The organism is Gordonia asplenii, from assembly GCF_012933505.1.
GTDB classification, from domain to species: Bacteria; Actinomycetota; Actinomycetes; order Mycobacteriales; family Mycobacteriaceae; genus Gordonia; species Gordonia asplenii.
On record NZ_JABBNB010000036.1, the window covers coordinates 37124 to 49517 of the forward strand.

General features: G+C 64.0%; 10 protein-coding genes and 2 riboswitches. Of the genes, 1 reads left to right on the top strand and 9 read right to left on the bottom strand.

Translation table 11 applies throughout. The features are described from left to right. Window positions 1–14: 14 nt before the first annotated feature. The 4 genes from HH308_RS25050 to HH308_RS25065 are packed head-to-tail and all read right to left on the bottom strand — an operon-like array spanning window position 15 to window position 3606. On the bottom strand, window positions 15–941 hold the full coding sequence (locus tag HH308_RS25050; RefSeq protein WP_170196995.1) for an NAD(P)-dependent oxidoreductase: 927 nt from the start codon (window positions 939–941) through the stop codon (window positions 15–17). A 39-nt stretch (window positions 942–980) separates the two neighbouring features. Beyond that, entirely contained in the window at window positions 981–1694 is a 714-nt protein-coding gene (locus tag HH308_RS25055; RefSeq protein ID WP_170196996.1) for a hypothetical protein, read from the bottom strand. A gap of 35 nt (window positions 1695–1729) precedes the next feature. Further along, complete coding sequence (locus HH308_RS25060; protein ID WP_312870848.1) at window positions 1730–2617, bottom strand: fumarylacetoacetate hydrolase family protein; 888 nt, start codon at window positions 2615–2617, stop codon at window positions 1730–1732. Between the two features lie 44 nt (window positions 2618–2661). After that, window positions 2662–3606 (bottom strand): MBL fold metallo-hydrolase, encoded by a 945-nt coding sequence (locus tag HH308_RS25065; protein ID WP_170196998.1) that lies wholly within the window; start codon window positions 3604–3606, stop codon window positions 2662–2664. A gap of 113 nt (window positions 3607–3719) precedes the next feature. On the opposite strand from HH308_RS25065, the gene HH308_RS25070 reads away from it, so the two are divergent. Continuing rightward, window positions 3720–4319 (top strand): TetR/AcrR family transcriptional regulator, encoded by a 600-nt coding sequence (locus tag HH308_RS25070; RefSeq protein WP_170196999.1) that lies wholly within the window; start codon window positions 3720–3722, stop codon window positions 4317–4319. Between the two features lie 856 nt (window positions 4320–5175). Here the strand turns inward: HH308_RS25070 and HH308_RS25075 are convergent. The 5 genes from HH308_RS25075 to HH308_RS25095 form a co-directional block, all read right to left on the bottom strand. Beyond that, window positions 5176–6669 (bottom strand): MutS-related protein, encoded by a 1494-nt coding sequence (locus HH308_RS25075; protein ID WP_170197000.1) that lies wholly within the window; start codon window positions 6667–6669, stop codon window positions 5176–5178. Beyond that, a complete protein-coding gene (locus tag HH308_RS30570) occupies window positions 6666–8228 on the bottom strand; it encodes a MutS-related protein (protein ID WP_170197001.1) in 1563 nt (520 codons plus the stop codon). The genes HH308_RS25075 and HH308_RS30570 overlap by 4 nt, the downstream gene beginning before the upstream one ends. 9 nt (window positions 8229–8237) lie before the next feature. Further along, the gene (locus tag HH308_RS25085; RefSeq protein ID WP_170197002.1) at window positions 8238–9062 is read right to left on the bottom strand and encodes a metallophosphoesterase family protein; all 825 of its coding nucleotides are present in this window, start codon (window positions 9060–9062) and stop codon (window positions 8238–8240) included. Window positions 9063–9082: 20 nt separating this feature from the next. Continuing rightward, window positions 9083–9147, bottom strand: a riboswitch (Fluoride riboswitch). A 792-nt stretch (window positions 9148–9939) separates the two neighbouring features. Continuing rightward, window positions 9940–10377 carry a hypothetical protein gene (locus HH308_RS25090; protein WP_170197003.1) on the bottom strand — a complete coding sequence of 146 codons (438 nt, stop codon included), beginning with the start codon at window positions 10375–10377 and terminating at the stop codon, window positions 9940–9942. A gap of 9 nt (window positions 10378–10386) precedes the next feature. After that, window positions 10387–10462, bottom strand: a riboswitch (Fluoride riboswitch). A gap of 1354 nt (window positions 10463–11816) precedes the next feature. Further along, on the bottom strand, window positions 11817–12371 hold the full coding sequence (locus tag HH308_RS25095; protein WP_170197004.1) for a hypothetical protein: 555 nt from the start codon (window positions 12369–12371) through the stop codon (window positions 11817–11819). Window positions 12372–12394 lie beyond the last annotated feature (23 nt).

Consider the following 12394-nt stretch of genomic DNA (forward strand, 5'->3'; position numbering starts at 1 on the left):
GGTTGGCGCAGGGGTCACCGTCGGTTGCGATCGGCGGTGCGCGCTTCGAACACCTCGATGACCGACAGCACGTCGACGTCGGCGTTCCCGCGAGCGACGTTCTCCAGATACAGTTCGCGGCTGAGGTCCAGAAGTGGTGCCGCCACATTTGCGTCGCGGGCGACCTCCCCGATGAGGCGGGTGTTCTCGCAGACGTCGGTGGTCGTCGCGTGCACGCTGAAGTCGCGCTGTACGAGTTTGGGCAGTTTGAATCGAGTGAATTCGCTTGCCAGCGGACCGGCCTCGAATGCGTGCTGAAATGCGTTGAGGTCCAGCCCGATTCGGTCGGCATAGTGAACGATCTCGGCCAGCGCCGCCGCCGCGACGACCACATAGTGGTTGAGCGCCAGCTTCATGAGAAGGCCGTGACCTGCCGTACCGCAGACGATGGTGTCCCGGAACATTGCGTCGAGAAGCGGGCGGATCTCATCGATGTCCTGGGGGTCGCCGCCACACATCGCAACCAGCTCGCCGGTTTCGGCCTGTTTGGTGGAACCGCCGACAGGCGTCTCGACGAAACGTCCGCCGGCCACGACGATGTCGGCGGCGAGGCCGCGCGAGTAGTCGGGTGTCACCGACCCCGCTGATACCAGAAGCCGTCCACTGACCCGCTCGGCGAATTCAGGGGTGCCGCGGCCCAGCACGTGGTCGGTCACGCCCTCATTCGCCAGCATCAGGAAAACGGTCTCGCAGCGGCGAAATACCTCGTCGACCGTCGAAGCGACGTGCGCGCCCATTTGCCGCAGGGGCTCGGCGCGCTCGGATGATCTGTTCCACGCGACCAGCCGAACCCCTCTGTCGGCGAGGTTCACCGCCATCGGCAGGCCTATCAGGCCAAGCCCGATGAATCCGATCTCACCGTGGCCGCGATCGACGCGCGTGCCTGTTCCGTCGGCGTGCATGCACAACTCCTTCACTTGATCGCCTGGTTGCAGGCAAGGTCAGACTCGCGCGGCGTCGGCCAGCACGCGGGGCACGGTGTGAGTGGTGCGTCCGAGATGTTCGGCGGCGGCGGCGAACCAATTGGTGAACTCGACCGCCAGATGCTGGCGGTGACTCTCGATGAGGAACTCGGGCACCGCGGCGGGGAAGTACACGCCCAGCGACGCCTCGAATCCCGTTGGGGTGTCACGGAATTGATGCAGCATGTGGGCTGCGGTGATGCCACTGGCCAGTGCGATCGAGCCCACCATACGGATCGGATAGTCGGGGTTCAGGTCGTCGATGGCTTGATCTTCGTCGGTATTGGTCGAGTGGCAGTCGGTGATGTGCGGGCCCCAGTTCTCGATGAAATCGAGGTGGCTGCCACCGTCGTAGACGGCGAAATGTTCCGGGTGCGCGACGATCAGTTCCGCGTTGTCCTCCAGGATCGACTTGATGAAACCGAGTGCTTCGGTCGACGACATGCCTGTACCCGCGAGGACGGTCACGGCGGGCTTCCATCGGCCGTTGGAGGCGGCTACCCATGCCGTCATCGCCTCGTCGGCCTCGTTGGTGTCGGGCCGGAGCAGCTCACGCATTCCCTCCCGGCCGATTCGGGACTTGAGCCTCGCCAACGCGCGTCGGGCGAAGAACAGTTCCCATTCGGTGACGGTTCCCGGTTCGGTCGGGCCGGATACGACGGTGATATCTACCAGATTGTCGGTGGTTGTCATGTGTTTCTCCTGAGGTGGTGAGTGGTTGATGTGGTTTAGAAGCCGGTGCTCAACGGTTCGACGGGCTCGGCGGCGGTCACCTGCTGTCGGGTGGATCCGAGCCGTTCGACCGCGAGCTCGACTCGATCACCCGGTTGCAGCCACCCGCGAAAGCCGTCCGGATCGGCCGCGAACGCCTCGACCAGACATCCGGTCGGTACCGTTCCGGTGCCCAGGACGTCGCCCGCACGCAGATCCGCACCGCGTGAGGCGTAGGCGATCATGTCGGCGAAGTCCCAGTCGATGCTGTCCCACCGACCCGAGCTGACCTGTTCGCCGTTGACGCTTGCCGTCATCTGCAGCGCGAATCCCTTTCCCGCGCGGTAGCTTTCGATCTCGTCCGGGGTCACCAGAAACGGACCGAGGGTTTGCGCACCGTCTTTGGATTTGGCCGGACCGGTGCCGATCGGCAACTCGACAGCCTGCAGGTCGCGGGCGGACCAGTCGCAGAAGATCGTGTACCCGGCGATATGGTTCAGTGCGTCGTGGCGGCTGATGTTGCGACCCGGAGTACCGATGACGGCCGCCACTTCGAGTTCGAAATCGAAGCGCTGCGAGCCGGGGAAGATGGCGACATCATCCGTCGGTCCGAGAATCGTGGCGGGACTGCTGAAATAGAAGGCGGGTATCTGCTCGATCCGGGGGTCGACGACGATGCCCTCCACTTGCGCTCCGGCCCGAAAATGGTCCAGGAATCCCAGGTAGTCACGGATCGACGGCGGCTGCAGGAGCCCGCAGATGTGCACCTCGTCGAGCGCTGCCACGTGCTGCGGGTCGTCGAGGACCTCGCGGACGTGTCCGGCCAGCCCGGTGTCGGACCGCAGCACGTCCAGAAGTGACCGTCCCGGCTCGAGGCCGTGCACCAGATCATCTTGGGTCACCACGCCGACACGCTCACAACCGTTGTGCCGGTATGTTATCCACCGCATCAGCGCACGCCCCCGCCCGCATCGATCTCGGCGATCCGGGTGAACACTTCGATCGGCGTCAGCGGCAGAGCCGTCGGATCCAGTGCGCGGTACACGGCCACCACGTTCTGCGCGATCCGGCCAGATCCGGGCATCGCGGAATACTCGCCCAGGTCGATCGAATCGATCGCCTCCGACACGGTGAGTCCGTCGTCGAAGCGCTTGGTCGCCTCGGTGAGCACAAAGGCCAGGTAGTCACGGACCCCTGCTACCCCGGTCTTGTCCGTGACCGGACCGTGGCCGGGCACGATCGTGGTGACCGGCATGTCCAGAATGAGATCGCATGCCTGCACCCAGCGCCGCGGTGGCCCCGCCCAGATTATCGGGGTGCAGTCGATGAACAGGATGTCGCCGGCGTAGAGCACGTCCGCGTCCGGAACGTGGATGAGGACATCGCCGGCGGTATGCGCCGGGCCTACCTCGATCAACTCCACCGCCCGGCCACCCACGTGCAGCGACAACCGATCCGAGAATGTTCGCGTCGGCGGAGTCACGGTGATGTCGTCGATCCGGAAAGGCGCGAACATCGCTTCGGTGTACTCGCCGACGCGCCCGCCTAACCCGGACATCGCCGTCAACTCATCGACCGCATGCTGCGTCATCAATTCGGCGGCCGCCTGCGAGGCGATGATCTCCACGCCGTCGGCGGCGACGAGTTCGTTGCCGAAGCAGTGGTCGCAATCCGAATGCGTGTTCACCACTGCGGTCAGCGGGGCTGCCGTCGTCACGTGGGCGATGCCGTCGAGCATCTCGCGAGTGAGCGCCAGATCCATGAGGGTGTCGACCATCAGCGACGCCCCATCCCCGACGACCAGCCCGCAGTTACTCCATCCCCAACCTCCGTCGGGCTGTAACCAGACGAAACACCCGTTGCCGAGGTCCTGCAATCCCTTATCGAAGCTCACCGTCGACCGCCTTTCGGATTCAACTGAGGTGACTCAACGCAGTGATAACTGCGTTGAAAGAATGTAACGCGGGCCACTCCTCAACGCAACCCCGTCTGCGTTAAGCTGATGAGATGAGCGCCCTAGAAACCGGGGCAGGCAGATTCACGCATGGACGAGCCGCCCGGGTCCGCGAAGCAGTTCTCGACGCCACCATGACCGTGCTCAGCGACAAGGGGTGGGCCGGACTCACCATCCCGGAGGTCGCGGCGCAGGCCGGAGTACATGACACGACCGTCTACCGACGCTGGGGCACGCGCGAACGCCTAGTGGTCGACGCACTGCTCGACGCGGCCGACGTCCAACTCCCCATTCCCGACACCGGGTCACTCCACGACGACCTCGTCGGTTTCGTGACCGAACTCATCACCCTCACCACGACGCCATTGGGCATAGCACTGGCGCACGCGCTGTCCGCCCCCGCCGACGATCCCGCCATCGTCGATGCATGCTCGCGCTACTTTCGAACCCGCTTCGAAACGGCGAGCGCCATCATCGACCGCGCCATCGCCCGCGGCGATGTACCCCCTACCGCCGACGGAACACTGGCAATCGAAATGCTCACCGCACCAATACATTTCCGAACACTGATCAGTCATCACCCGCTAGACGACACCTTCCCCCAACGCCTCACAAACATGATCATCGCCGGCTTACACAGCGTGGAGGGGTAACCACGACGACGGCCCACCTCCGCTGGCTGAGGCTGGTTTCACCGGTCGGGGGTACTCCATCTGCTGGTTGAGCCGCGAGGAGCGCTAGCGACGAGCGTGTCGAAACCCCTGTACCACAATGCATTTGATGGCAGCGCACTTGTCGAACTGTGACGGTATCGAACATCGAGGCGTGTGACATCGCGATATTGGCGCGAACCGTCGAAAGTCGTCGTGGCTGAGAGGTTTCGACACGGACTCGGCTAGCTGTAGCGCCTCGTCCGGCTCAACCAGCGGAAGGGGTGCCATCGGTGGATCCTGGTTGAGCCAGGTTGAGCCGGGCCGGAGCGTTAGCGCAGGTCCGTGTCGAAACAACGGTGACACAACAGGTTTCGTGCGACCGTTCAAATCGCGGTCCGATTGCGGTAATCATCTTCAGCCGTGCACCCATCAGGTGCATTCGACGGATGCGCGGATGTCGCAGTGCTGGCCAACCACGACTCACCGAAATCCGTTGTCTCACCATGGTTTCGACACGCTCGTCGCTAGCGCTCCTCAGGCTCAACCAGCGGAGGGGCCTACCGTTGATGGATCCCGACTCAACCTGGACCCATCGACTCGCCGAAATCCGTTGTCTCACCAAGGTTTCGACACGATCGTCGCTAGCGCTCCTCACGGCTCAACCAGCGGAGGGGGCCAACCGTCGATGGGTCCCGACTCAACCTGGACTTACCGACTCACCGAAATCTGTTGCCTCACCGTGGTTTCGACACGCTCGTCGCTAGCGCTCCTCACGGCTCAACCAGCAGATGGAGTGTCCGAACCGGTGAAACCAGGCTCAACCAGCGGGAGGGGCCTACTGTCGATGGATCCAGGCTCAGCGTTCGGAGTAATGCGTGCCGAAGACTTGGTCGTAGTAGTCCATGCCGTAGCTGGTCGGCGACGGCGGGCCCGGGCGCAGTTGGAAGTCGTCGTCGGTGCCGCGCCGCGGCGCTCGTAGAAACACGACGTCCAGGTCGGGAGCTGACGACGCACGGTATGCGAAGTCGAAGAGATGCGTAACGATGTACAGTCGAATTTCGTTGCCTACCAATGGTTGAGTGATCTCGAAGAGGATCTCCGACCCTTCGATCTCGTTGGTAGACGCGAATGTCTCGTTGCACAGCAGCAGGTCACGCGGCGCGATGATCGAGATGATCTGCTCCATGCGTTCGAGCTCGTCGTCGAACTTTCCGTGCACCAGTTCGACATCCTCGTCGCGCGTCCAGTGGGTGAGCACACGCCGCGCCACGGGCGCCCGGAACCGTTGCGCCGCAACGAACATGCCCGACTGCGCCATCAATTGCGCGACGCCGAGTGCACGCAGCATCGTGGATTTGCCGCCCCGGTTGGCGCCGGTGATGATCAGCAGGCTGCCGCGCGCCAATTCGACGCTGTTGCCCACGGGTGCCCGACCGACGGTGACGGCAAGGCACGGGTCGTACAGCCCGTCGGCGGCGACCTCGTCGGCGTCGAGCATGGGAAAAGTTACCGGAGAACCGATTTCGCGCAGTCGGGCGGCGAGATTGGTGCAAGCGAGGTAGAAGGCCAGCTCGGTACGCAGGGCAGTGAAGAAGGACAGCACGTGCTCGACCGATTGCGTTGCAGCGTTGGCGATGTCATTGAGTCCGCGCTGGCGCAGTCGCATCAACGCGTCCGCCCCGGCATCGTCGCGCTCAGGAAGGGTGAATGAGAAGCTGGGGCGAGTCAACGCGATTCTGGTGTGCAGCCGCTTCCTGACGCGGCGCGGTTGCTTGGCCCACTGATCGACGACGGCGCCGCCGAGTCCGATGCCGGCGCTCATCAACATCCCATCGGGAAAGTCCAACTCGGACAACGTCTTGCGCAGCATCCGTAGATAGTCGTCGTCGAGTTCGCGGGTCACGGTGTCCCAGAGTCCGCGGAACGCGGCCGACTCGAAACGACCGGCGACCTCGGCGGCCAAGTCCGTCATCCGCGCGAAGATATCGGCGAATCCGGACATCATCCGTACCGCGAAACTCAGCTCCATCTGCGGGTTCCCGCTCACCGGCAGCAGAAATATCTTGCGGCGCAATACCAAAGCGTCCACCGTCAGCGCGTAGAGGCGCAGTACCGCATCGGGATTGCGCAGCGCGTCGTGACACGCCCGTTGGCGGTAGTCGATCACGTCGGGATCGTCCAGCGGCTGCAAGGTGGCGCAGCGGGCCACGTGACGCACGAAGGAGTCGCCACCGCTCAGCGCGTCCCACAGGTGCTCCAATTGCAAGTCCCGGGCGAGGTCGCCGGCGAACGGGATCTCGACATCCTCCGGATCGAAATCGGCATCTCGGTACATCAGGCGCACCTTCATCGGATCGCCTTCATCGTGGAGATCGCCTGGGCCGCAATAGATTGCCGGATCTGCTCCGCGTTGAGCCGGTGTTCGGCTGCCAAGGCGTGCGCATACACTCTGCCATCGGCCGCCCGTCGCTCGATTCGGAACGTGCGCCGCACCGGGTCGCGCGGGTCGACTGCGCTGACATAGCTCACCGTCGCCTGGTTAAGTCGGGACATCTCGTCGATGAAGGTCACGCACACGGCCACCGCACCGAGTTCGGTGATGCGGGTCAGCACATCGGCGGTGAGGATACGTGCGTCGTGCAGCGACGTCGACGCGAACGCCTCGTTGATCACGATCGCGGAGTTCGGTGTCGCAGTCGCGAAAACGGTTGCCAGTCGTTGTATTTCGGCCGCGAGCCGACCCTCGAGGCTGTCCAGCCGTTCCTCCCGCTCGAATACGGTGAGCACCCGGTCGACCAACGGCAGCCACGCCGCTCGTGCCGGTACGGGACAGCCGATGGCCGCGAGATAGTGCAGTTGCCCGAACAGTCGCGCCATCGTCGTCTTTCCGCCCTGATTGGGCCCCGAGATCACGGCGATTCGCTCGGGGCGGATCAGATCGAAGTCGTTGAGCACCAACGCCTCTCGTGCCCCGGTGAGCCGCCGCCCGAGTGCCAGATCCCAGCCGCCGCGGACGGTGACATCCGTGGCACCCGCCGACGCCGTCGGAAAGCACATCGGCAGGCCGGCCCGGCACATCGGTTCCACGTAGTCGAGGTAGGCGAGGTAGAACCGGACTTCGTCACCGAGCCTGGTCAGTCGGGCGTCGTCGAAGGAGGCCGTCGACTCGGCGAACTCGCGGAGCCGCGCGAACACCTCGGGATGCACCTGCGCGACACGCTCGAGAATCCAGACCTGAACGTGATCGAGGCGGGGAGTACGAAACGTCGAACGGTGATCGACGGCTTCCGCCGAGCGGAAGCGATCGAACGTCGCCGCCACGATCTCGCCGAGGTCGGACTCTGCGTCCATGGCCGCGACGGTGACTTTGGGGCCGTCGATCAGCAGGTTGAACCGCAAGCGGTCCAGTTCGTCGCCGATCGCCCGGGTCGTCGACGCCAGAGCCGTGAATGCCGGTGATCGCAGATAGCCGTCGAGGTAGTCGGTCAGCAGGCACCATCCCCGACCGATCGTATGCGTCGAGCTCTCGAGACCGCGACGCAGTGCGATCACGGCGTCGACGTAGCTCGCCGCCGAGTGCAGGTGCCACAACTGCGCTTCGAGCGGGTGCAGCGCCCGCGACGAGGTCTGCGCACGCGCCGCGTACTCGTCCAGTCCGGCCAGGTAGCGTTCGACGCCTGCTCGCAACTCACGATTCTGCAGCCCGCGAAACACGTCTTGGCGGTATGCGACGCCGGCGGCGGTGAGGAGATTGCGCGACGCATTCCGGGCGCGGGGAGCACTCTCGTCGATCTGGGCGAACACACGTTGCAGCGCCAAGTCACGCAGGACGTCGTCCGTCTGCGGGATTAACGAACTCCCCTGCGGGGCAAGGATACTCACGAACTCGTCGACCGCCTCTGCGCGCACCTGAACTCCCTAGGAAGCGCGGACCGACGGCGACGACGCCGCACGAGCGCTCGTGCCCGCCAAGGCACTCAGCTGACTCACGACCAGATTGTTGTCGATCGGGTCTTTGTCCCGGCCGAGCCCGTTGACGAGTACCCGGTGCCCGCCGTCGGTGATCACATACGACTCGTAGCGGTAGTGATAGTGCCCGTGCCAGAGCCGATCGGGCGACGCCGCGGCCATTATCGCGGCCAGTCGTATGCGGTTGGCGCGGGCGGCGGCCGATTCGTCGGCGGGTAGGCCGCGGTGGTCGGCGTGCGGTCCGGGTATGTCCACGCCGTCGGGGCTGTCGTGACAGAACATCACATCGGCATGCCCACCGCTGCTGATGTCGGCGACCTCGGCGTCGGTGATCGTTTCTTGCGGCCACCAGGTGCGGTGCGGTCGGCGCAGCAGCCTGTCGATCGAGTAGGCGCCGCCGACTGCGAGACAACTCACCGTGCCCCATCGCCACCGCAGACCGCGCGGCAGATGGACGATTCGTGGACGAAGATAGCGCAGCCCATCCGTGGCGATCGGCAGGTCGAGCAGTCGGTCGAAGTTCTCGTGATTGCCGTCGACGAATCCCAACACGAGTTCGTGCGCGGACAGGCACCGGTCGAGGGTGTCGAGGTAATCGTCGGTGAAGTCGAAGCCGAAGTCTCCCAACTGAACGATCACGTCGGCTTCGCGACGACGGGCATGCTCGATCGCCGATTGCGCGTACTGCACATTCGCGTGCCAATCGCCCGCGACCGCGACTCGACTGGGCGTGTCGAAGAACGACGGTGGCGTGTGAAGATTCTGAGTTGCCATGGCTCTACCTCCGGTTCGAGAGTGGAGTAGAAGCCATCAACGCCATGCGGCGCGGTCAACGGCGAGCTTCATCGCCGATATTCGACCAATTCTAGGACTCCCCGGCGTCGTATCGCTAGGGTGTTGCCCAATTCTTCTCCCGAGGCATCGCAGGGCGAGCGCAGCGGCGGGGCGTTTCGTCGATGTCCGATCTGGCAAGGCAGAGGATGACGCGATAGCGGCGGCTGTCGTGACCGACGACAAAGCAGCCAGGCGGCTCAGATGGACTCGCGTCTCTTGCGCACCATAGGTGTCAACGAATCGTTCTACGTTGGCTACCTGGGTGTCGACTCTCCTCTGGACCGCGTCGAGGCCGGGACTGCGGTAATGCGTTCACGCGGCGGTAGTCGAACTGCCACTGCGGTAACCCGTTCCCGCGGACGTGACCACCGCGGCGGAAAGAGGTTACCGTGGCGCGAATCCGATTACCGCAGTGGAGCATTGGCCACGGCAGTGCGATCGACTCGCGCACGATAATTGCTGCGCTGCCCAGCCACACAACCCTCACCCACCCCAGCAGTGACAACGAATCGATTCACCCTGCGGCCGCCCAACACCGCTGTCGGAAAATTGGACGCGACGCTCCGATAGTAGGGCGTCGCACTTAAAGAGTTGTATGACGTTGCGTTCCTCTGCCGGTTGAGCGAGCGGAGCGAGTTCTTCTGCCGGTTGAGCGAGCGGAGCGAGTCGAAACCCCACCGGCCGGGCAATGACGCACCCGCAGCGTCACAGTGGTTTCGACTCGGCTTCGCCTCGCTCAACCAGCAGGATCCGGCGACGCAAGGTTGCGCGCAAGATATCAATACCATTAGGTGCGACGCTCAGCGAGTGCGAATTGTCAGGCCTCGATGTGATCGGCACAGTCGACGATGACTAGACGGCACTGCAAGCGGCGACACAGCCGCATCCACGACCGTTCCCTGCGGATGTGTCTGCCCGCGAGGCTCGTGACAATCACGCAGCCACGCCCGTACCGGCGAATCGCGTGCGTGAAGGCGTCGAGATCCGGCGCATGACTCGCCTGAAAGTCCCACGTGACGTCCGACTTGTCGAACACGTCGAGCGCGACTTGCTTATGGGATTCGACCGTGTGATGAATGCTGCGGTCGTAATCGAACGCGGTGGCCTGGGCACCACAACCCGCCGCGTCGACGAAGCCGATGACGTGCACGCATACACCCGGGAAGAGACCCAGTCTTCTGGCTTCTTCGAGTTCGCCGCGCCCGTGTGCCGCCGAACCACAGCCGACGATGATATGCCTCATGATGTCCTCCACTGACTTTTGATCGTGGGAGGAACCATCAGCGAGAGCGGTTCAGACCCGACTCAGGGCCTCGGCAAGTTCCATTACCGTGATCTGCACACTACACTCAGTTCCCCGAGATCGGTCTGTTGGCGTTGGCACGTGCCCCGGCCCGTGGCAGATGGATGCCGAGATGATTGGGCGAAGGTTTCAAACCCCGATGCACGTCAACGCCTTTCGACAAACGATTCGTTGCAACTGTTGGGGCGATTGAGGTTTGAAGCCTGCTCGTGCGACCGACGCGTCGGACGGGCGGTCGAGCGCGTGGCGGGCGCTTGACGCTAGTTGAACGGAGCGACCCGTGGCTGGGTGTCCCCTGACGCTGGTCGAGGGGAGCGTTCCGTGGCTGGTCGAGTGCGGCCGAGCAGAGCGACCCATGGCTGGTCGAGTGCCCGAGCGTCGCCTGACGCTGGCCGCGTCGTGGAACAGCGGTGTTGGCGGTGAAGCCGTCCGTGCTGTCCCGGACTCGTCGGATAGGCGTCGTCGGTGACCTGCACGCCGGTATGGCCGAATCGCGTCCAGCCGAGACGAACGGACACCAGCTCCATAGTTCCAGCTGCGGTGGTTGTGCTGGCGGACAACAGCTTTCACGCGCCCACCGCCCGCTCGGGCCACCGACAGATCCGACTCGACGGGCCCCATCCGACACCCTCCGGAACTGCCGGATGTGATCGTTTGAGTCGGATCTACGGCCCCAGCCTCGTCACCGTCGAGACCGCGGGCCAAGCAAACCGACTCGACCTATCGCCTGCTTCCCCGGTCCGAGCCATTTCGGAACCAACGTCGTCGAGCAGCTGAGCCCGACGCGAAACGGTCCACGTCTCCGGAAACCCTTACCTCAGAAGTCCTTTCGGTCACCAACCCCTCGTTACACCGAAGCTCGTTCCTCACTTCGGCACTCGGGGAGCAGAAGGTAAGCGTGCGGAAGGCATGCCTCCCGAAACCCGTTCCCCAGAACACTTTTCGACTCACCAACCCCTCGCTACACCGAAGCTCGTTCCTCACTTCGGCGCTCGGGGAGCGGGGAGGGCTGCGTGCGGAAGGCATGCGTCCCGAAAACCCGTTCCCCAGACAACTTTTCGGCTCACCAACCCCTCGTTACACCGAAGCTCGTTCCTCACTTCGGCACTCGGGGAGCGGGGAGGGCTGCGTGCGGAAGGCATGCGTCCCGAAAACCCGTTCCCCAGACAACTCTTCGGCTCACCAACCCCTCGTTACACCGAAGCTCGTTCCTCACTTCGGCACTCGGGGAGCGGGGAGGGCTGCGTGCGGAAGGCATGCGTCCCGAAAACCCGTTCCCCAGACGACTTTTCGACTCACTAACCCCTCGCTACACCGAAGCTCGTTCCTCACTTCGGCACTCGGGGAGCGGAAGGTATGCGTGCGGAATTCTATAGCAGCGACCATGTCCCCTACTCGACGTGGAATTGAGCCCGCCACAGTGATGCATCGAGTTCCAGCGCGGCCGTTTCCATCAGCCGGATACGGACGAGCTTGAGCGCTCCGGAGGTCAGCAGCACCGCGATCGGTATCTCCGCGAGGACTGCGAAGCCGATCGAGTATGCCAGATCGGCACCAGTGGCCGTGGTGATGTCGAACCAGGCGTCGCAGAGCAGCAGAACTCCCGCGGTGAACGCCGCGATCACCACCACATATCGGCGCAACAGACCGAGGATCGCGGTACCGGCGAACATGATCGTGAGAATGATGTCGAAGCCGACCCAGGTAAGCGGCCAATTGTGCACCACATAGTGCTGCGGCAGACTCAACGCAAGATAGACGGTCCACGGCACCAGAGCGGCGGCGCCCGCGGTCATCACGATCAGCCGGCGTCGACGCATCCGCCGCAACCTTGGTGTCTGCGTACCGTACGCAGCCGGACCGGCGTAGGAGAGCCGCACGATCAGGTCGTGACGTTCCTCCCGCGTCATCGCGGCGATCTGCTCGTCCGTCAGCGTCGTCTCCATCCGACTGATTCTGCCCTCTGGCA

Excerpts from the sequence above, each read along its gene's own strand:
- HH308_RS25050 (WP_170196995.1), bottom strand. The coding sequence starts at position 941 with ATGCACGCCGACGGAACAGGCACGCGCGTCGATCGCGGCCACGGTGAG.
- HH308_RS25055 (WP_170196996.1), bottom strand. The coding sequence starts at position 1,694 with ATGACAACCACCGACAATCTGGTAGATATCACCGTCGTATCCGGCCCG.
- HH308_RS25070 (WP_170196999.1), top strand. The coding sequence starts at position 3,720 with ATGAGCGCCCTAGAAACCGGGGCAGGCAGATTCACGCATGGACGAGCC.
- HH308_RS25075 (WP_170197000.1), bottom strand. The coding sequence starts at position 6,669 with ATGAAGGTGCGCCTGATGTACCGAGATGCCGATTTCGATCCGGAGGAT.
- HH308_RS25085 (WP_170197002.1), bottom strand. The coding sequence starts at position 9,062 with ATGGCAACTCAGAATCTTCACACGCCACCGTCGTTCTTCGACACGCCC.
- HH308_RS25095 (WP_170197004.1), bottom strand. The coding sequence starts at position 12,371 with ATGGAGACGACGCTGACGGACGAGCAGATCGCCGCGATGACGCGGGAG.